We start from the raw sequence: 19,600 nt of genomic DNA, 5'->3' as shown, positions 1-19,600 counted from the left end.
TCGGTGGTACTGCTACGGCACGCCGATGGGGTCGCGCCCGTCGATCACCCGGCCGCCGATCGCCCGGCGCTCGGACAGCGGCATGCCGGTCCAGCAGGAGCCCTGCCGGGCCCGCAGGCGGCGCAGCCAGAGCTCGGTCGACACGACGTCCGCCAGGCCGTCGAGGGGCACGGGTGCGTTCTGCGCCGCGGCGTGCAGCGCTGCCCGGAACGCGCCCGCGTCGAGCAGGCCGAGGTCGGCGAGCAGCGGAGCGGTGAAGAGCCGGTCGAGGGCCCCGATGGAGTGGCGCAGACCGGCGCGGACGCTCTCGGCGGCGGCGTAGGGGTCCGGCGGTGTGGCGTTCCCCCAGTCGGCGGGGAGGGTGGTGATGCCCGCTCCCGCCAGGACCGTGCGCAGGATGGCGTGCCTGGAGCCCGGCTGGATGCGGGCCGAGGCCGGGACGAGGCGGCAGGCGCGGACCACCTGGTTGTCCAGGAAGGGGGCGTGCAGCCGCTGTCCGTGCGCCTCCTCGACGATGTGGGTGAGGACGCGGAACTCGGCGGCATGGCGGTGCAGGGCGAGACGCGCGCGGCGCTCGCCGGGGCGCTCGTCCGGAGCCGTGCGACGGATCGCGAGGCGGAGGCGCACCGCGACGGCCGAGAGTGCGTCGTCGGTGAGCCAGCGGGCGGCCGGCCCGGGGGCGCACCAGGCGAGTGACTGGACCGAGGCGGCGCCCGCGGTGTCGGGCGTGCTCCGTCGACGGGCCATCAGACGGGTCGCCGCGTCCTCCAGTCCGTCCGCGTAGGAGGTTCGGGCGAGGCGGCGGGCGGCGCGAAGCACCGTGACCGGCGTGCCGAAAGCGCCCTGGAGCGGGCGTTCCGCGCTGTCCGCGCGGGCGAGCGCGGCGACCGGGCGCAGCAGGGGCAGGCGGCGGTGTTCCAGCAGCAGGTCGGCGAGGCGGGCCGGATTCCCGTCCAGGGCCTGGCGTCCGCCGTGGCCGCTGAGATGGTCCGTGCCGGCGTCGGCGAGGCGACGACGGTGCCGGAGCCCCGCGACCAGGGCCACTCCCGGTTCGTCGGTGAGCGGCCCCGCGAGGTCGGGGTCGAGCAGGTCGGCGTAGGGCAGCGCCTCCGGGCCGCCGGCGACCAGGAGGTGGTCGAGCCGCGGATGGGCGCTGGCCAGGGCCCTGGCGCGGACCAGCTCGGCGGTGTGGGCGGGGTCCGGGGCCTGCTCGGTGGCGGAGGTGCTGTCGGTGTAGGTGACGGCGAGGAGAGCGGACTCGGCGGCGGACGGTCGTGCGGAGGGCCGCGCCCAGGAGCCGCGTACGGCGCCGGTGCGGGCCGGGGTCGCCGGCTGCACAGCGCTGGGCGGCCCGTGGTGCAGGGTGCGGGAGCTGCGTGGGTCGCCCCAGCGCTCGTCGAGGGTCCGCGGGGCGGAGGCGGCTCGCGGTTGTTCCGGGCCTGGCTCCGGTCGCGGTCCACCGGTCGGTGCGAGCGGGACAGGCGGGGGGCCGACCGGCCCGGGTGCGCCGCTGGAAGGGATCGGGATGCCCGCCGCTAGGAGGGTGAGCACGGTGGAGGCGCTGCCGCCGGAGAGGTCGGCGCTGATCCGGCGAGGGTAGGGGTCGGCACTGTCCAGGTCGATGCGGACCCGGCAGCGGACGGCTTCGAGCAGGCTGCGGGTGACCTCGCCGGTCGCGGCGGCCTCGGTGATCTCGGAACTGCCGCCGACCGACTTGGCGCTGGGCTCGTACGCCTGCTCCTGCGGCCGACCGGCGCGCAGGCTGAGTGCGTGCCCCGGCGGGACCCGCTGCACGCCCGCGAAGGCGCTGCTGCCGTCGAGCGCCTCGGGCGCGTCGGGCACGGCGAGCCGGGCCGCCAGGTACAGCGGGTCGATGGGTGCGCCGACCAGGTCGGCGAGCGGAAGGGCGGCGGTGGCGAACGCGGTGCCTCCGCACCAGGGCGTGTGGAACACGGAGCGGACGCCGACCAGGTCGCCGAGCAGGGTGGTGCGGGCGCCCTGCTGGAGCACGACGGTGTAACTGCCCGGCCAGACGGTGAGGTGGCGCAGCGCGCCGCCGCTGGCCGCGAGCAGCGCCGTGCGCAGGGCCGAGTCCCCTGCGCCGCAGCGGCCGACGACGGCCAGCCGGGCTACGGCGCCGTCGGCCGCGAGTGGGTCGTCCGGGTCCTCGGGCAGGTCCGGGAAGCCGGTGCGGACCTCGTCGGCCGATCCGTGGTCGGGGGCCCGGTGGCGCCGGAAGACGCTGATGCTGCGGATCTCCTCCGCGCGCCAGTCGCCGACCGCCCACAGGGGGTCGGGTCCAGGCCAGATCAACCGGCCGCCGACGGGGCGCAGCCCGCGCAGGCCGGAGTCGCTCACAGCGGACGCGCCGTTCCACCCCACCAACCACCGCATCGACGCCTCCATGGGCTCCGAGACAGGCTCAGCGGTCTGCTGTTGCACCGTCAGGAACATGGTGCCATCTGCGAGGTGAGTCATCCGCAGCGAGGACGCGATCGATTTCCGGAAGGCGGAGGAAGATGCAGGACGATATGGGTCAGTTTCGGGCATGCAGGACGCATGGGGTGGCCCCGGAGGCAGCGGCAGGCCCGGGCCGCTCCCTCCCCGGCCCGGGCTCGGCGGTCCTCCTCGGGGAGCTCCGCACCCGACGTGTCGGTGCACCCCATACAGCCCGGGGGGTGTCCGCACACCCCCCGGACCGGCCGGCCGCCGCGCGGGGATGGCGGCGGCGTCCCCCGACCTGCCGAATCCTCGACCGCAGGCCGACCCACACTGGTCATCGAAGCGCTGCCGAAGACGCCGGGGGAGGGGGCACGGCGGGGCGCACTGCCACACACCGCGGGTGCACGGCCGCGAGCGGTGAGGAACGGTATCCCGCCATACGGAACGAAGCCTCTTAACCCTGGGAAGGCGGGGAACTACTCTGGGTGTACGCGGGGACCGGCGGGGAGGTGGCACAGGGCATGACCACCAGTGGAAGAGGACCCAACGAGAGGCTCGGCACGCTGCTGTCGCTCGCCGGCATCAGTAACGCGGGGCTCGCTCGGCGGGTCAACGACCTCGGTGCGCAACGTGGTCTGACGTACCGATACGACAAGACCTCGGTGGCGCGCTGGGTCGGCAAGGGCATGGTGCCGCAGGGCGCGGTGCCGCAGCTGATCGCGACCGCGATCGGCGGCAAGCTGGGGCGCAGCGTGCCTCTGGAGGAGATCGGCCTGGGTGGCAACGACCCCGCGCCGGAGATCGGCCTGGCCTTCCCTCGGGATGTGTCGGAGGCGGTGCGGCACGTCACGGAGCTGTGGCGGCTTGATTCCGGTGCCGCGCCGGGCGGAATGGGGGGCGCGGGCGGCGGGGCCGGGCCGGGGGGCTCGGGAGGCGTCGGTGGCGTGGGCGGCCTCGGCGCGCGGCGCGGCGGCTGGTGGGAGAACCTGGCCGGGACCTTCTCGGTGACGGCGTACGCGACGCCGGTCTCACGCTGGCTGATCACGCCCGTGGACGGCTCGGTGGCGCGGGAGGCGTCTGCGCTCGAACTGCCCCGGGATGCCGCCAGGATGCGGATGGTCGCCGGCGGCGAGGCGGAGGTCCGGCGCAGAGGGGGTCCTCCCGGGCGGGGTGCGGACGGACGTGGCTCGGACGGACGTGGCTCGGACGGACATGGTTCGGAGGAGTCACAGATTAGGGCTGCGGTGGGCGGCGTGCGCGCCTACCGGGTGGGGCACGCGGACGCGGCGAAGCTGCGGCAGGCGGCCGAGGAGGCGCGGCGCTGGGACTCGCGCTACGGCGGCGGTGACTGGCGGTCGTCCATGGTTCCGGAGTGCCTACGGCAGGACGCGGCACCGTTGCTGCTCGGCTCGTACAGCGACGAGGTGGGGCGGGCGCTGTTCGGCGCGACCGCCGAACTCACGCGGCTGGCCGGGTGGATGGCCTTCGACACCGGGCAGCACGAGGCGGCGCAGCGCTACTACATCCAGGCGCTGCGGCTGGCGCGCGCGGCAGCGGACGTACCGTTCGGCGGGTACGTACTGGCGTCGATGAGCCTGCAGGCCACCTATCGTGGCGCCGCGGAGGAGGGCGTGGACCTCGCCCAGGCCGCGATCGAGCGCAACCGGGGCTTGGCGACGGCCCGGACCATGAGCTTCTTCCACCTGGTGGAGGCGCGGGCGCACGCCCGCGCGGGGAGCTCGCACGCCTGTGCGTCCGCGCTCGCGGCGGCGGAGAGCTGGTTGGAGCGCTCCCGTTCGGGTGACGGCGACCCGGACTGGATCGACTTCTACTCCTACGACCGTCTCGCCGCCGATGCCGCCGAGTGCTACCGGGACCTCGGAGTGCCGCTCAAGGTACGGCAGTTCACCGAACACGCGCTGGCCAGGCCGACCGAGGAGTACGTGCGCTCGCACGGTCTGCGCCTGGTGGTGTCCGCGCTGGCGGAGTTGGACGACGGCGATCTGGACGCGGCGGTCGCGGCCGGGACCCGGGCGGTGGAGGTCGCCGGGCGGATCTCCTCGCAACGCACCCGGGAGTACGTCCAGGAGATGCTGCGGCGGCTGGAGCACTTCCAGGGCGAGCGGGCCGCCGTGGAACTGGCCGAGCGGGCGCGGCTGGTCCTCGCTGCCCCGGCGTGACGCTCGGGCCCGCGACGCGCGCCCGGTCCTGCCCACGTGGGACGATCCCCTGGTCGGTGCGGCGGCGGGAGGAGCGGGTTTGCGGTACGACTGCGACGTGGTGGTGGTCGGCGGCGGGATCGTCGGGCTGTCGACGGCGTATGCCATCAGCGGCACGGCGCCGGGCGCCTCCGTGATCGTGCTCGAGAAGGAGCCCGCGCTGGCCGCTCACCAGACCGGGCGCAACAGCGGGGTCATCCACAGCGGGCTGTACTACCGGCCGGGCTCGCTCAAGGCCCGCTTCGCGGTCGAGGGCGCTCGGGAGATGGTGGGGTTCTGCCGCGATCACGGGCTGCCGTACCAGGTCACCGGCAAGCTGGTGGTCGCGACCGACAGCGGCGAACTGCCCCGGCTGCACGCGCTGGCCCAGCGCGGGCGCGAGCACGGGCTCTCGGTAAGGGAGTTGGGTGCGTCGGGGATCAGCGAGTTCGAACCGCAGATCGCCGGTATCGCCGCCCTGCACGTCGGTGAGACCGGGATCTGCGACTTCCCCGCGGTGGCGCGGGCGTTCGCGAAGCTCTCCGGCGCGGAGGTGCGAACCGGCGGCGCGGTGGTGGGGATCGCGCGCCGGGCAGACGGGGTGACGGTCACCACCTCGCTGGCGGAGGTTCGGGCGAAGGTCCTGGTCAACTGCGCCGGGCTGTACAGCGACCGGATCGCGCGGCTGGCCGGGGACGAGCCGGGCGTGCGAATCGTCCCCTTCCGCGGCGAGTACTTCGAGCTGGCGCCGAGAGCCCGCGAGCTCGTCCGGGGACTGGTCTACCCGGTGCCCGACCCGGCGTTCCCCTTCCTCGGCGTGCACCTCACCCGCGACCTTCGTGGCGGCGTCCACGTCGGCCCCAACGCCGTGCCGGCGCTCGCACGGGAGGGGTACGACTGGCGGACGGTCCGCCCGCGCGAGCTCGCGGAGACGCTCGGCTGGAGCGGCACCTGGCGGCTGGCGGCCCGGCACTGGCGGGCGGAGGCCGTGGAGGTGCGCCGCTCGCTGTCCAGGCACGCGTTCGCCCGTGACGTCCGGCGGCTGCTGCCCACCGTGTCGGCGGCCGACCTGCTGCCCGCCCCGGCGGGCGTGCGGGCCCAGGCCGTCGGTCGGGACGGGGCGCTGCTGGACGACTTCGCCTTCGCCGAGGGGGCACGCACCGTCCACGTGCTCAACGCCCCCTCTCCTGCCGCGACAGCCTCACTCCCCATCGGCCGTGAGGTCGCCCACCGCACCCTGGCCGCGCTCGCGCGCGGCTGATGTTCGAGGGCGATTTCCCCGGGTCGTTAGACTGGGCCCCATTGTGACCAGCCACCCCACTCCCCCAGTCGATTCCGCGCGCCCTGGCGGGCCGGTGTCCGCCGAGCTCCACCGGGAGCAGCGCATCCGCAGCTTCCACCCCCGCAAGGGCCGCATGAGCGACGCCCAGCGCGCGGCGCTCGAGCGAATGTGGAAGGCCTACGGCATACGCGTCGACGGCCGGGACCTGCTCGACCTCGACGCCTTCTTCGACGCCACCGCTCCCGGTCTGCCGGTCGTCCTGGAGATCGGCTTCGGGATGGGCGACGCGACCGCGACGATGGCCGCGGCCGACCCGTCCACCGGCATCCTCGCCGTGGACGTGCACACCCCGGGTCACGGCAACCTGCTGCGCCGCATCGAATCCGACGGCCTGGAGAACGTCCGCCTCGCCGAAGGCGACGCGGTGGTCCTGCTCCGCGACCAACTCCCGCCCGACTCGCTGGCCGGGCTGCGCATCTACTTCCCCGACCCGTGGCCCAAGGCCAGGCACCACAAGCGGCGGCTGATCCAGCCCGGCTTCCTCGCCCTGGCCACCTCCCGGCTGCGCCCGGGCGCACTGGTGCACTGCGCGACCGACTGGGAGCCCTACGCGGAGCAGATGCTCGAGGTACTGAGCGCCTCGCCGGAACTCGAGAACCTGCACCAGGACCGGGAACCGGGGTACGCGCCGCGTCCCGACTGGCGGCCGGTGACGAAGTTCGAACGGCAGGGCATCGCCAAGGGTCATGTCGTGCACGACCTGCTGTTCCGTCGTCGCTGACCAAGCCCGTGCGGGACCAGTGGGTGACCGGTGGGCAGCCCTCGAACGAACGGGCGGAACGCCTTACCGGCAGATCCGGGCCCCCGCTACAGTCGTACGGTGAGCAGCCCGCAGCCGGACCCGTCCGCGTCCGCCGACATAGCCATGCCGCAGGCGCAGTCTGTGCAGGGGACGCCTCCTGTGCCGCAGGCCGAGGACCAGCCGCAGTTCCAGCTGACCGGCAACTTCCGCTACAAGCCCCGCCGCAACCCGTTCGACAGCAAGGTGCTGCGGCTGACCGCTCTGGTCGTGCTGCTGGTGCTGTGCGGGGTGGCGATCCTGGCCCTGGTGCAACGGCAGACCGGAACGTCCGGCCTGCTGGTCGGGGTCTGCCTGGCGGTGCTGCCGGTGCCGCTGGTACTGGGGGCCTTCTACTGGCTGGACCGGGTGGAGCCCAAGCCGCTGCGCAACCTGCTGTTCTGCTTCGCCTGGGGTGCCTGCGCGGCGACGCTGGTGGCGATCCTCGCCAACACCTGGGCGACCTCACTCCTGATCAGTCATCAGATCGGCAGCGGCGAGACGCTGGGCGCCAGCCTGGTCGCCCCGCTGGTGGAGGAGTCCGCGAAGGGCTCCGCGATCCTGCTGCTGTTCCTGTTCCGGCGGCGCGACTTCAGCGGCATCGTCGACGGCGTGGTGTACGCGGGCTTCACCGCGACGGGCTTCGCTTTCACCGAGAACATCCTGTACATCGGCCGCTCCGTGCTCGACGGGAACAAGGACGGGATGGGCTTCGCCCAGACCGTGGTCACCTTCATCCTGCGCGAGGTGATGTCGCCGTTCGCGCATCCGCTGTTCACCTCCATGACCGGGGTGGGCTTCGGCATAGCGGCGATGACCCGCAAGCGCTGGATCGCGATCCTGGCGCCGATCGGCGGCTGGATCTGCGCGATGTTCATGCACGGGACCTGGAACGGCTCGTCCGTGCTGGGGCCGCTGGGCTTCATCGGCGTGTACTTCCTGTTCATGGTGCCGGTGTTTGGCCTGATGGTGTGGCTGGTGGTGTGGTCCCGCCGGAGCGAGCTCAAGGTGGTCGAGCGGCAGCTGCCGGTGTACGCGGCGGCGGGCTGGATCGCACCGCCCGTGCCGCTGGTCCTGTCGGCGATGCGGACCCGCAGGCAGGCGCGGGACCTGGCCAAGTTCACCCAGGGGTCGGCCGGCGACAAGGCCATGCGGGAGTACCTGAACTTCGCGACCTCACTGGCGTTCCTGCGGCAGCGCGCGGAGCGGGGGCTGGCCGGGGTGGACTTCGTCGAGCGGGAGCAGGAGCTGCTGCACCATCTCTGGGAGCGGCGGGACCGGGTGGCCGAGGTCTTCGCCCGGGTGGGCGCGCAGGAGTGGTACCGGACGCACCCGCAGACGCGTCCGGCCTACGGTCATCCGGGGATGCCCCCGATGCAGGGCCCCGCGATGCAGGGCGTGTACGGCGTGCCACGGGCGTACGGCGCCCCGGGCGGCTACCCCGCGCCGGGGTACGCGACCGCCCCCGCGCCGTTCCTCCCGGCCCAGCCCGTTCCGGGGTACGGCGGGTACCCGGCACCGGGGCCGGTGCCGGGCGGGTACGGCTATCCCGCTCCCGGGCCGGTCCAGCAGGCGTACCCGCCGCAGTTCGTACTGCCGCAGCCCCAGGCGCCCCAGCCTTACGGATATCCGCAGACCCAGCCACAGCCCGTGCCGCAGACACTGACGCAACCCCAACCCCAGACTCCGCCGGAGACCCCGGCGCACTTCCCGTCCCAGGAGCGACCCGCCGTCGCGCCCGCGGACCCGCCGTCCGAGCGACCGCTCGCACCGCAGCCGATCGCGCAGCAACGGATCGCGCAGCCGTCCGATGATGTGCCGGTCGAAACCGAAGGGGTGGAACCCCAGCTGGAGTCCCCGGTGGAGCCGCAGGTGGGACCCCGCTCCGACGGCGCGCACTGACGGCGCGCACACCTGTCACTCGCGCCGTCGGCGGATCGCACCGGAACCATCGGAGGTCCTTGCCGCGTTGTCCCTCGTAACCCCCGCACGCAGCGTGCGGAGACGCCGATACAGCGTCAGGAGGCCCGCGGATGACAGACGGCATCTATCGCATGGCCGTGGCCAGTGGCCATGCACACAGAGACACGGTCTCGCTCGCGGGGCAGCAGGTCAGACACTGGCTCAAGGCGCAGCACTACGAGGATCCCGGCGCCGAGGACGGACGTCACCGGGTCGGTCCGCAGGCGGTCATGGACTGTGCGCTCAAGGACCGGGTCCGAGGCGCGGGGGGCGCGAAGGAATCGGTCGCGCGCTGGCGACTACGCGAGTTCACTCCTCAGGGCATCTGGCAGACGTCTCTGATCATCAGCACTCCGCAGGGCGGTCCCACCTGGGTACGGCTGGACGCCGAGCAACTCCCGGTTCGGGGCACCTCCGCGACCAAGGCACCCGTACCGGCACTCGCCCGGGGCCTGCTGGACGTCATCTCCGCCACCGAGGGGACGCACACCGGCGCGGCACGGCTGCACGGGATGCCCACCGTGATCGAACGGGGCGACGTGGACGAGGTCCTCGACGAGCTGTGCGATCCGGAGCGACGGATGCCCATCGTCGTGGCAAGCACCCCGCCGCGAGCCGACTTCGAGGACTGGCTCGCGGAGACTGTCGACCCGCTGCTGCGCGGCTGCGCCGGGTTGGCCGTGCTGTACGCCCTCTCCCCCGGCGCCGAGCGGGACTTCAACCGCGCGCTGGAGCACCACCGGGTCTACGGCGGTGCCGTACGCACCTACCTGCCTGGCCTGGACCCGGCCTGGGCCCCGGAGGCCCAGCGGCACCGGGTGATGGGCCGGCACACCCTGGACACCGACCTGCGGCGTGCCGCGGGCCTGCTCGCCTGGCTGCCGCGCCGCCTCGCCGTCCAGTCGCCGCTGCCGGACGCCCTCACCGGACTACCCCCGCTGCGTGCGCGTGGCCTGCGGGACAACGCGCAGAGCGCAGCCGAGATCGACGAAGTGCAGCCCGGCTCCCTGCTGGTGGACCACCACGAGGAGGAGGCACACGAGGAGCGGGCGCGCGCCGAGGAACTTCAGGAGGTACGGCGCTGGCTGCGCGACGCGGAGGAGCGGGAGTCGCAGCTCGCGGCCGAGTACGACGAGCAGTACAGCGAGCTGCGGGAGGCCCGCACCCAGGTCCGCTCGCTGCGCGGACGGCTCGCCGAGGCGGGCCGGGCGGACGAGCTGGAGACGACGACGGTCCCGGGGGGGACGCGGGACGACCCCGTCTCCTTCGCGGAGCTGGTTGACCGGATGGACGAGTTCCCCCGGCTTGCCTTCACCGGTGACCCCCGCCTCGCCAGGGAGCTGGACGACCAGACCGACCACCCCACCTGGGTCCGGATGGCCTGGGACGCGCTGCTCGCACTGGAGGACTACGCCGCGGCGGCGGTCCACGGCGCGTCCGGCGGCGACTTCCGCCGCTGGTGCGAGAACACGCCAGCCGAATGCCATGTCTTCCCGCCGCGCAAAGTGATCCGCGACGAGTCCCGCACGGTGCGCACCAACGGCAAGTGGAAGGGCGAGCGGGAGCTGCCGGTGCCGGTGGACGTGAGCCCGACGGGCAAGGTCTTCATGGGCGCCCACCTCCGCATAGGCGGTGGCGGCACCGCCCCGCGGCTGCACTACCACGACGACTGCTCGGGGACGGGGCGGATCTACATCGGCTACATCGGGCTGCACCTCCACAACACCAGGACCAACTGACCCCATGCCCGGGGGTCCGGGGGTCGCCCCCGGGGGATGGAGCATCGGCTACATCGGGCTGCACCTCCACAACACCAGGACCAACTGACCCCACGTCCCGGGGGTCCGGGGCTCGCCCCCGGGGGATGGAGCATCGGCTACATCGGGCTGCACCTCCACAACACCAGAACCAACTGACCCCACGCCCCGGGGGTCAACCGGGACCCGCTGGCGAGCCCCTCGGGTTAGGGTCGTGGTCGGACTACTGCAGGAGGTCGTACGGAGATGGCACGGATTCCCTCTTCCCTGGTCGCGGCGAGCGGACTCGTCGGCGGATTCGGGATCGCCCGGGCGACCAAGAAGCGCGAGCTGGGCGGGGTGGCGCTGCTGGCGGCGGGGGCCGTGGCCGCGACCCAGTGGAAGCGGGCCGCAGGCCCGGGCACCGCGGTCGCGCTGACCGGGCTCTACGTCGCGGCCTTCGCGGGCTCGCACCCGCTCGCGAAGAAGCTCGGCGCCTGGCCCTCCGTCGGTACCGTCGCCGCAGGCGTGGCCCTTGCGTCGTGGGCGGCCGTGGACCGCCGCGTCTGACAAGCCCACTCAACCCCAGGCAGGCTGACTCAGGCAATCCGGCCCAGGCAGGCTGACTCAGGCAGGCCGACTCAGGCAGGCTGACTCAGGCAGGCCGACTCAGGCAGGCCGACGGTCCCGGTGTCGGGGGGTGTCACCGGGACCGTCGGGGTTCAGGGGCGCGCATATGCTGGCGCGCTTCGGTTCCTGCTACGGAGTCAGAGCGAGAGGCCGTGCTCAGCCAGCCACGCCGCCGGATCGACGGGCTCCGCGCCTCCCGGCCGCACCTCCAGGTGCAGGTGGGGGGCGGTGACATTGCCCGTCGCGCCGACTCTGCCGATGGGCTGGCCCGCGGTCACCTCGCCGGAGCCGACGCCTATCGCCGACAGGTGGCAGTACCAGACCTCGGTGCCGTCGGGCAGCGTCTCCACCACGCGGTATCCGAAGGCTCCGGCCCAACCGGCGGACGTGACAGTACCGTTGCCGATGGCGACGACCGGCGCACCGCTGGGGGCGGCGAAGTCCTGTCCGGTGTGCAGGTGTGCCCAGTAGGAGTCGGACTGCCCGAACCCCGAACCGGTGACGGCGCCTGCGACCGGGGCAACCAGGTCGCCGAGCCGCAGTCCCGCATCCCTGGCGTCCTGCGCGGCCTGTGCGGCGGCCGCTGCCTCCGCCACCGCCTGCAGGGCCAGTGCCTGCTTCGCCGCCGCAACCTGCGCAGCCTGGCGCCGGGCCGCGTCGTCCGCGGTCGCTCGCTGCTGCGCGGCCTGGATCCTGATCCGCTCGGCCAGCGCCGTGCCGGGGTCGGTCGCGTGCGCGGCCGTGGAGTTCACGGTCAGCGTCCGGGCGAACGGAGAAGTCTGGGCGTGCTCCTGGGCGATCAGCGTGCCCTTCGCGCTGCTCCCGGGATCGTTCGCGGCGGCGGAAGCCGGTGCGGCCAGGCCGATCGCGCCGGTGGCACCGACAGCGGCCATCGCCGCGATACCCAGGACGGTGGACGGCGCAATGCCTGTGAGGCGCTGCGGTGTCGCGTCGGGTATCTGCTCGGACCTCTGCGGCTGCACGGGTGCCCAGGCGGGCTGGTACGACGCCACGTTCGGCGTGCTCCTTTCCTTCCCTCTCGCCGACCGGGTTAGCTGACGGGTTCGGAGAGGAAGGTCTCCTACAGCCGACTTCGGCTGATTCACCCCAGGTACGTGGTTCCCCGGTTCCAACTGGATTAGGCGACTGCGCGCGACGCCGTCCGTCGAACGGCAGAACTTCGCGTTGCGTTATAGAAAGGTAATCCCAGTGACGGTTGAATCCAAGCGATCCAGGCGGTGCAGTTGAGCAGGACCCGGACCGTTACTTGATTTGTCCGATTTCGCCCGGACTTGACCCCTCCTGACCCTCCATCAGGCCGCTCCACTCAGCGCACCAGGCAGAACTCGTTGCCCTCGGGGTCGAGCATGACCTGGAACGCACCCTCCGCGTCGTGCTGGACCTCACCGACCGCCTCCGCTCCGCGATCGATCAGCTCGGCCCGGACCGTGGGGATGTCGTCGACCTCGATGTCCAGGTGCAGTCGGTTCTTCTTGCTCTCCTTTCCCTCCGTGACGGCCTGGAAGGCCAGCCGAGGCTGTCCGCCCGGCGGGTCCAGGTAGGACCAGTCGACCGAACGGTCGACTGGGAAACCACCCATCAGCACCGCCCAGAAGCGAACCAGCCGCCCGGGATCCGAGCAGTCCACGACGATCTCGTCCAGCCGCCCGAGGCCCTTGCCGCCCTCGGTACTGCCGCCCGCGCTGCTGCCCTTGTCACTGCCCTGGCTCATATCGCCAAGCTAGCGCCGCACCAGCCGGTTCAGGGAGATGCGCGCACAAGGCGCCCCACCGAGCCGGCCAGGATCTTCTGCAGCAGGCTGTAGGCGAGGATCGGCAGCAGCACCAGTGGATGGTCCGGCATTCGTGTCGCGGCGACGACCGCGCTCGCGCTGCTGTTGTTCATCCCGGAGGCGTAGGTGAGTGCGATCGCGTCCGCTCGGGGGATCCGGAGTCGGCCCGCCATCACCCAGCCGGCAAGGAACGAGCTTCCGCACATCAGCGTCGCCGCGACGACGACCAGGACGAGGAAGTCCGGGTCTGGCCGCTCGACCACCTGCCGCAGCGCCCCGCAGGCATTGGTGTAGCTGAGGGTGATCACGACGGACAGGTTCGCCAGCCGAATCGCAGGGAGCGCCCGGTGTATCGGCACGCCGAGGCGTGCGAACAATTGCCCGGCGAGCAGGCCGAGCGCACAGGGCACGACGACGACCAGAACGGCGAAGAGACTGCTGGCCGTGCGCGCGATGGCGTGCAGGTCGGCGGCATAAGCGCCGTCGGTGAGGAAACCGCCCAGGTGCAGGCCGAGCGGGATGGTCAGCGGGCTGAGCAGGGTGGAGCCGACGACCAGGCCCAGGCTCAGTGTCGCGTTGCCCTCGCTGCCCTGCGCGAACACCGTTGCTCCCGCGGCCACCGGCATCGCCCCGATCAGGGCCAGCCCGACCAGCAGGCTCTGTGCCTCCTTCTGGTTGTGCCATCCCTGGGCCGCGACCGAGCCGGCTGCGAGCAGGACCGTGGGGAGCAGCGCGTTGGAGAGGATGCCGACGAGCAGCGGCCCGGGTCGGCGTAGCAGCCGAGGCAGTTGCTCGGCCTTCGCGGTCAGTCCGGCATTGAAGATGATGACGGCCAGCAGTCCCGCCTGGAGCGGGAAGGAGGCGGCCCCGACCCGGCCCAGCGAGACTCCCCGGATCGCCTCACCCGGCTCGGGCAGGGCTGCGGCGAGGACATAGGCCCCCACCATGATCCACAGAAGCTGCCGCTGAAGCCCCGCCCCCACGCGGGCGAGCAGCCCCCGAGCACCGTGCCCGGGCGTTGTCCCGGATACGAGCGTGTGCAGTGCTGCGCCTGGGCCTGGGCCCGGGGCCGAGCCTGGACCTGGACCTGGAGACGCGGATGCGGGTACCAGTCGACGAGTGTGTGCCATGGCGCTGTGCCCTCCGTCCTGAGATGGCAATGGCTCTGCCTGCGGCCCGGAGTGGGCGTACGCCTGTCGTTCAGTGACATGAGATCAGAGAGCCGCGTTCACAGTCCTCCCAGAACGCCCGAAGTCATTCAAACGAGCGGATTACCGACCATCCGGGAATAGGCCACTCAGCCCGAGCCGCTCTGCATCGGGTAGAGCCAGTCCACCAGCGTGTTCGCCAGCTGGTCCGAGGTGAGCGCCCTGGCGTTGGCGAACTGCCCGTCCTCGGCGGGGCGACGGATCGATCCGTCGGGCGCCAGCAGCACCAGCGCCGGGATTCCGCTGCGGCCCAGCGTCACATACGTCGCGGCGAGCTGCGTGTTGCGGTCGAAGTGCCCCACGTCCACCGTCACCAGGTGGTAGTTGCGGGAGAGGATCAGGTTGACGCCGGGGGTGTCCACCAGGGCGGAGAGCGCCCGGCAGTCCTCGCACCAGTCGGAGCCGAACTCCACCAGTACGGGGCGGCCGTCCGTCCGGGCGGTGGCGAGGGCGGCGGAGAGGGCCACCTTGGAGTCGGCGGCCGGGTCGTAGCGGTCGGGGACGGCCGCGGGGACGACGCTCGGCAGCGGCAGGAACGGCCTGGCCAGCCCCAGCGAGTCGCTCGCGCCGGCCGGTCGGGACGCGCCGCTCGGGGCGTACTGGCCTCGCGCCCCGTTCCCGGACACGGTGATGCAGCCGCTGAGGCCGAACAGGGCCGCCGCCACGACGCAGACCAGTGCCACCCGCCCGGTCAGCTCCACCACCTGACCTTCATGACACACCCTCTTCGCATGAACCCGAGGTGCGTCACGCACCCTTGAAGATCATTTGAACAGAGGAACGGGCCACTGACGGGACGACAGCGCGGAGGCCACGCCCCGATCACCCGTACGGGGGATGTGGTCGAACGAAGCTACGCCGAGTTGGCAGCCATGGCAGCCAATGGCAGCCATCCGGCGAGGCGGACCCGTCAGGCGAGCGTCAGATAGGCGAGGCTGCCGAGCCCGGCCACAAAGCAGTAGATCGCGAAAGGCGTCAGCGTCCGCGTCTCGAAGTACTTCGTCAGGAACCGCACCGCGATGTACCCGGCCACGAAGGCCGCCACGGCTCCGGCCAGCACCTGGCCCCTGATGCCGTCCCCGGCGTGCCCGAGCAGCGAGGGAACCTTGAGCAGGGCCGCCGCCCCGATCACGGGCGTCGCGAGCAGGAAGGCGAAGCGCGCGGAGTCCTCGTGCCGCAGACCCTTGAAGATGCCCGTGCTGATGGTCACTCCGGAGCGGCTGATGCCGGGCAGCAGGGCGAGGATCTGGGCGCCGCCGATGATCAGGGCCTGGCCCCAGCTGAGCTTGGTGATCCGGCGGTCGGACAACTCGTCCGGGTGCAGTTGCTCGTCGCCCGGCGCCACGACGGCATCCCCGGCGCGCCGTCGTCCGCTGCCGCCCCGGCGCAGTCGCTCCGCGACGTACAGCACCACACCGTTGAGGGTCAGGAAGATCGCGGCCGGGATCGGCTTGCCCAGCGACTCCCGGAACACCTTGTCGAGCGCGAGCCCGGCTATGCCGACGGGGATGGTCGCCACGATGAGCAGCCAGGCGAGCTTCTGGTCCACGGTCTCGATCCGCCGCTCGCGCAGCGAACTGACGAGACCGGAGATGACCCGCACCCAGTCCCGCCAGAAGTAGACGACCAGCGCCAGGGCGGTGGCCAGGTGCAGGCCGATGAGCACGTTGAGATACGGCGAGTCGGCGGCGGAGACGTTGAGGTCCCGCTTCCACGAGCCTCCGAGCAGGGCCGGCAGCAGGATGCTGTGACCGAGACTCGAGACGGGGAAGAGCTCCGTGACGCCCTGGAGCAGGCCGACGCCGATCGCTTCTGGATAAGTGAGGACGGACATCTGCGGCCTTCAGCAAGGGAGTTCGAACGGTGGGCAGTCAGAAAGTACTACAGGCTTGTAGACCCTCCACCCCCGCGCAGCGCTTGTTCACCGCTTTGCCGCCTACCGTTCATCCACCTCTGCTGTCACGCAGCGGGCTGCAGCCCCGCCGCCAGCTCCGGCGCCATCCGCGGCTCGGAGGCCGCGACCACCCGCACCCGGCGCACGGCGTTGTCCTGGACGCCCGTCAGCTGCCTCCGCAGGCGCAGCGCCAGCACCACGATCAGCACCGTGCAGCCGGCCATCACCGCGACGTACGCCGCCGACATGCCGGCTCCGACCAGCAGCACCCCGGCCGCCGGGCCCATCGCCACGGCGACCTGCTTCACCAGCGCGAATGCCGCGTTGTAGCTGCCGAGCAGGTGCGCCGGCGCGAGGTCGGCGACGATCGGCCCGAGGGTGGGCGCGAGCAGCGCCTCGCCGACACCGAACAGCATGTAGACGGAGAGCATGGAGACGGTCGCCACGGCCGCGTCGGCGCGGACCAGTCCGGCGAGGGCCGCTGCCGCCCAGGCCGCGAGCCAGACGACGCCGGTCGCGGCGATGGCCGTGCTGCGGCGACGGCGCGCGGTGATCCGGACGACGATCATCTGCAGCACCACGATGGTCAGGGTGTTCACGCCCAGAGCGAGGCCCAGGACGGACGGCGAGGTGCCGACGACGTCGGTGGCGTACGCGGCGACGCCGGACTCGAACTGGCCGTAGCAGGTGAAGAAGATCAGCCCGGCGAGCAGGCAGATCCGGACCATCGCCTTGTCGGCGAGCAACGCGCGGAGGCCGGAGCGCGGGGCGGAAGCGTCGGCAGAAGCAGCCGCAGGCAGGTCGGCGGCTGCGGCGGAGACCGCGACCGGAGCCGGACGCGGGACCCGGATCGTGCCGGTGACCGCGGCGAGCACCAGGAACATCACTGCCTCGATGCTGAAGAGCAGCGTCAGACTGGTCGGGCGGTTGACGTCCACGATCTGCCCGCCGATCATCGCCCCGATCCCCATGCCCAGGTTGACCAGCGTGAACTGCAGCCCGAAGGCGTGTGCCCTGGTCTCCGACGTGGAGCAGCGGACGATCATCGTGGCGAGGGCGGGCTGCACCGTGGCGACCCCGGCGCCGAACAGGAACGCGGACAGCAGGACGTGTCCGCTACCGGTGGCGTGGCCGAAGGCCAGCGCGCCCGCGGCAGCCGTGACAGCGCCCGCCACCAGGACCGGCCTGGCCCCGTAGCGGTCGATGCCGCGTCCGGCGAGGGGCAGCGCGACCAGCGCGGCCAGCGCGAAGACGGTGAAGACCAGCCAGGCGGTCATCGAGCCGAGGCCGCGCACCTGGTTCACGTACACGAACATGTACGGCACGGTGAAGCCGCTGCCGAACGCGCTCAGCGCGTTGCCGACCTGGACGCGGCGCAGCGTGCCCGCGGCCGTTCCGTACTGCCCGTCGTTCTGCCGCATCGTGCGCGTCATGCTGCACCGCCCCTCGAAGCCGTCGTTGTTTCTAGTGAAAGACTACACTATTAAAGTCTTCGGTGAGAAATGCTATAGCTAAGAAGCCTTTAGTGCCGACATGCGACACTGGACGGCATGACGGAGCGAAGCGGGTCGGCCGCATGAGCGACACCCCTCAGGAGCCTCCCGGCGAGCTGCAGATCGACGAGCAGGTCGCCGCGTACCAGCGCGAGTTCCCCATGGTCGACCCACAGGTCGAGACGATCGTGTCGACACTGTCCCGGCTCGCCCGGCGGATGACCGTCGCCTACGGGCGGCAGCTGAACGAGCTGGGGATCAGTTCGGCGGACTGGGAAGTGCTCAAGGCGCTGATCGTGGCCGGCAGTCCGTACCGGCTCGGCCCCGGCGAGCTCGCCAAGCGACTGGGCCTGACCCCGGCCGCGATGACCCACCGCGTGGACCGCATGGCTGCGGCGGAGCTGGTCACCCGCACCAGGGACGAGAACAACCGGGTCAGGGTGAACATCGAGCTGACCCAGCTCGGCCGGGAGAAGTGGCTGGAGTCGATGCGGATGGCGGCGGTGTTCGAGGAGGACCTGCTGCGCGACGTCTCCACCGAGGAGCGCGCGGTGCTCTCCGGGCAGCTGGGCCGAATGCTGCGCCGGGTGGAGGAGCACCAGCCGGACGCGCTGGGCCGCTGCGACGACCTCGACGCCTGACGACCTGGCGACCTGGCGACCTGGCGACCTGCCCGTGGTGGCAGCCCGCCGACGCACACAGGGCCGCCCGCCGGAGAGACCCGGCGAACGGCCCTGACGTGATGAGGCGACCGGCGCTGCCGGCGTGGTCGAGGCGACCAGCGCCGCCGGCGAGACCGGCGGGCCTCAGGAGGCGAGACCGACCGACTTCAGCCAGTCGTCGGCGACGGCCAGCGGGTCCGCGCCCTTGCTGCCGATCTTGGTGTCCAGGTCCAGCAGCGTCGCCGTGTCCAGCTTCGCCGACACCGCGTTGAGGGCGTCCACGCCGTTCTGCGGCAGCGCCGACTTCTGCGCCACCGGGATCACATTCTGGAAGCCGAAGAGGTTCTTCGGGTCCTTGAGGGTGATCCACTTCTGGGCGCTGATCGTGCTGTCCGTCGTGAAGATGTCACCCACCTGGATGTCGTTCTTCGTCAGCGCCGCCTCGGTGAGCGTGCCGCCCGCGTCCAGGGCCTTGAAGCCCTTGAAGGTCAGACCGTAGACGGACTTCAGACCGAGCACTCCCTCCTGGCGGGTCTGGAACTCGGGCGCCGCGCCCAGCGTCAGCTTGTCCGCGATCGGGGCCAGGTCCGCGATGCTGGAGTCGGCGGTCAGCTTGTAGGTGCTGGCGGTGGTCGCGTTGATCGTGAGCGAGTCCTTGTCCTCGGCCGTGGACGGGTTCAGCAGTTCGAGACCGGGGGCGAGCTTCGCACTGAGCTGGGTGTCGGTGTCCTGCTCGCTGGTCGGGACGGCCGCCTTGTCGAGGTACGCCAGCAGCGAGCCGTTGTACTCCGGCATGACGGTGAGCGTGCCGTTCTTCAGCAGGCCGTAGGTGACCTCACGGCTGCCGATGTTGGGCTTGTAGGTGACCTGCAGCCCCTTGGCCTTGAGTGCTTCACCGTAGATGTCGGCGAGCAGGATGCTCTCGGGGAAGTTGTTGGATCCGACCGTGATCGCCCCGCCCGCCGAAGCCGAGGGCGCGGCCAGCGGATTGCTGCCGGACTTCGTCGAGGAGCCACAGGCTGCGAGGGAGACGGCGGCGGCAGAGGCGATGAGGGCGGCGGCTATGCGAGTGGGACGGCCGCTGGTACCGGTAGTAGTCACTGTTCCATTCCGAAGGTGAGGAGGAGCGTGCGGTGCGCGGGCAGTACGACATAACGACCTGGGTCGTAACTCACGGACGATCAAATCCGCTCGCCGCAAGGCCAGTCAACTGACGTCCAATCGCCGATCGGTGTCAGCCGAGCCCCTGCCCCGTGCCTGACCTGCGTCCTCAACGTCCGTAGGCCAGTGATACTGAGGGGTTTCGCGGGAGCCGGGGAAGGACTTTGGCGACTTCGTATCACAATGTTCACAAGCACCCTCTACAAGGGCCCCCGGCAGCCGGTAGTCTCCGCACGGTCACGTATTCGACGAGAACGTTCCGGTTCGGGCCGAGCCACCGTCAGATACCGGCCGCCGGAGCC

Annotated in this window: 15 protein-coding genes and 1 riboswitch; of the genes, 7 read left to right on the top strand and 8 right to left on the bottom strand. The window is 71.9% G+C overall.

All coding sequences use genetic code 11. From position 1 onward, the window contains the following. Positions 1-12 precede the first annotated feature (12 nt). Complete coding sequence (locus tag ABIA33_RS35820) at positions 13-2,394, bottom strand: asparagine synthase-related protein (protein ID WP_370087952.1); 2,382 nt, start codon at positions 2,392-2,394, stop codon at positions 13-15. 569 nt (positions 2,395-2,963) lie between these two features. Here ABIA33_RS35820 and ABIA33_RS35815 point away from each other — a divergent pair. The 6 genes from ABIA33_RS35815 to ABIA33_RS35790 all read left to right on the top strand — a co-directional run bounded on the left by ABIA33_RS35815 (position 2,964) and on the right by ABIA33_RS35790 (position 11,028). Then, positions 2,964-4,622, top strand: a complete 1,659-nt coding sequence (locus ABIA33_RS35815) for a sporulation protein (RefSeq protein ID WP_370087950.1) — start codon at positions 2,964-2,966, stop codon at positions 4,620-4,622. Positions 4,623-4,701: 79 nt separating this feature from the next. Beyond that, the gene (gene lhgO, locus ABIA33_RS35810) at positions 4,702-5,901 is read left to right on the top strand and encodes an L-2-hydroxyglutarate oxidase (RefSeq protein WP_370087948.1); all 1,200 of its coding nucleotides are present in this window, start codon (positions 4,702-4,704) and stop codon (positions 5,899-5,901) included. Further along, positions 5,858-6,703: a tRNA (guanosine(46)-N7)-methyltransferase TrmB gene (trmB, locus tag ABIA33_RS35805; protein ID WP_370087946.1), complete on the top strand. Its 846-nt coding sequence runs from the start codon at positions 5,858-5,860 to the stop codon at positions 6,701-6,703. The genes lhgO and trmB overlap by 44 nt, the downstream gene beginning before the upstream one ends. Positions 6,704-6,802: 99 nt before the next feature. Continuing rightward, positions 6,803-8,662: a PrsW family glutamic-type intramembrane protease gene (locus tag ABIA33_RS35800; RefSeq protein WP_370087944.1), complete on the top strand. Its 1,860-nt coding sequence runs from the start codon at positions 6,803-6,805 to the stop codon at positions 8,660-8,662. A 131-nt stretch (positions 8,663-8,793) separates the two neighbouring features. Beyond that, the gene (locus ABIA33_RS35795; protein WP_370087942.1) at positions 8,794-10,461 is read left to right on the top strand and encodes a hypothetical protein; all 1,668 of its coding nucleotides are present in this window, start codon (positions 8,794-8,796) and stop codon (positions 10,459-10,461) included. A gap of 264 nt (positions 10,462-10,725) precedes the next feature. After that, entirely contained in the window at positions 10,726-11,028 is a 303-nt protein-coding gene (locus tag ABIA33_RS35790) for a hypothetical protein (RefSeq protein ID WP_370087940.1), read from the top strand. Positions 11,029-11,225: 197 nt separating this feature from the next. Here ABIA33_RS35790 and ABIA33_RS35785 read toward each other — a convergent pair whose 3' ends face one another. The 6 genes from ABIA33_RS35785 to ABIA33_RS35760 all read right to left on the bottom strand — a co-directional run bounded on the left by ABIA33_RS35785 (position 11,226) and on the right by ABIA33_RS35760 (position 17,415). Beyond that, the gene (locus ABIA33_RS35785) at positions 11,226-12,101 is read right to left on the bottom strand and encodes a M23 family metallopeptidase (protein WP_370087938.1); all 876 of its coding nucleotides are present in this window, start codon (positions 12,099-12,101) and stop codon (positions 11,226-11,228) included. A gap of 12 nt (positions 12,102-12,113) precedes the next feature. Next, positions 12,114-12,243, bottom strand: a riboswitch (cyclic di-AMP (ydaO/yuaA leader). Positions 12,244-12,415: 172 nt separating this feature from the next. Then, positions 12,416-12,820, bottom strand: coding sequence for a VOC family protein (locus ABIA33_RS35780; protein WP_370087936.1), 405 nt, complete (start codon positions 12,818-12,820; stop codon positions 12,416-12,418). A gap of 29 nt (positions 12,821-12,849) precedes the next feature. Further along, entirely contained in the window at positions 12,850-13,827 is a 978-nt protein-coding gene (locus tag ABIA33_RS35775) for a bile acid:sodium symporter family protein (RefSeq protein WP_370087934.1), read from the bottom strand. Between the two features lie 350 nt (positions 13,828-14,177). Next, positions 14,178-14,792, bottom strand: a complete 615-nt coding sequence (locus ABIA33_RS35770) for a thioredoxin family protein (protein WP_370087932.1) — start codon at positions 14,790-14,792, stop codon at positions 14,178-14,180. Positions 14,793-14,998: 206 nt separating this feature from the next. Next, the gene (locus ABIA33_RS35765) at positions 14,999-15,922 is read right to left on the bottom strand and encodes an undecaprenyl-diphosphate phosphatase (protein ID WP_370087930.1); all 924 of its coding nucleotides are present in this window, start codon (positions 15,920-15,922) and stop codon (positions 14,999-15,001) included. A gap of 125 nt (positions 15,923-16,047) precedes the next feature. Continuing rightward, positions 16,048-17,415 (bottom strand): MFS transporter, encoded by a 1,368-nt coding sequence (locus ABIA33_RS35760; RefSeq protein WP_370087928.1) that lies wholly within the window; start codon positions 17,413-17,415, stop codon positions 16,048-16,050. Between the two features lie 143 nt (positions 17,416-17,558). On the opposite strand from ABIA33_RS35760, the gene ABIA33_RS35755 reads away from it, so the two are divergent. Continuing rightward, complete coding sequence (locus tag ABIA33_RS35755) at positions 17,559-18,116, top strand: MarR family winged helix-turn-helix transcriptional regulator (protein WP_370087926.1); 558 nt, start codon at positions 17,559-17,561, stop codon at positions 18,114-18,116. Positions 18,117-18,281: 165 nt separating this feature from the next. Here ABIA33_RS35755 and ABIA33_RS35750 read toward each other — a convergent pair whose 3' ends face one another. Next, the gene (locus tag ABIA33_RS35750) at positions 18,282-19,238 is read right to left on the bottom strand and encodes an ABC transporter substrate-binding protein (RefSeq protein WP_370087924.1); all 957 of its coding nucleotides are present in this window, start codon (positions 19,236-19,238) and stop codon (positions 18,282-18,284) included. Between the last annotated feature and the right edge of the window lie 362 nt (positions 19,239-19,600).

It is taken from the genome of Streptacidiphilus sp. MAP12-16, assembly GCF_041262165.1.
Classification (GTDB): domain Bacteria; phylum Actinomycetota; class Actinomycetes; order Streptomycetales; family Streptomycetaceae; genus Streptacidiphilus.
The sequence above is the reverse complement of the archived record's forward strand: the minus strand, read 5'-3'. Positions and strand labels throughout refer to the sequence as shown.

Excerpts from the sequence above, each read along its gene's own strand:
- ABIA33_RS35755 (WP_370087926.1), top strand. The coding sequence starts at position 17,559 with ATGAGCGACACCCCTCAGGAGCCTCCCGGCGAGCTGCAGATCGACGAG.
- ABIA33_RS35790 (WP_370087940.1), top strand. The coding sequence starts at position 10,726 with ATGGCACGGATTCCCTCTTCCCTGGTCGCGGCGAGCGGACTCGTCGGC.
- ABIA33_RS35815 (WP_370087950.1), top strand. The coding sequence starts at position 2,964 with ATGACCACCAGTGGAAGAGGACCCAACGAGAGGCTCGGCACGCTGCTG.
- ABIA33_RS35775 (WP_370087934.1), bottom strand. The coding sequence starts at position 13,827 with ATGGTGGGGGCCTATGTCCTCGCCGCAGCCCTGCCCGAGCCGGGTGAG.
- ABIA33_RS35765 (WP_370087930.1), bottom strand. The coding sequence starts at position 15,922 with ATGTCCGTCCTCACTTATCCAGAAGCGATCGGCGTCGGCCTGCTCCAG.
- ABIA33_RS35780 (WP_370087936.1), bottom strand. The coding sequence starts at position 12,820 with ATGAGCCAGGGCAGTGACAAGGGCAGCAGCGCGGGCGGCAGTACCGAG.
- ABIA33_RS35820 (WP_370087952.1), bottom strand. The coding sequence starts at position 2,394 with ATGCGGTGGTTGGTGGGGTGGAACGGCGCGTCCGCTGTGAGCGACTCC.
- ABIA33_RS35795 (WP_370087942.1), top strand. The coding sequence starts at position 8,794 with ATGACAGACGGCATCTATCGCATGGCCGTGGCCAGTGGCCATGCACAC.
- ABIA33_RS35760 (WP_370087928.1), bottom strand. The coding sequence starts at position 17,415 with ATGACGCGCACGATGCGGCAGAACGACGGGCAGTACGGAACGGCCGCG.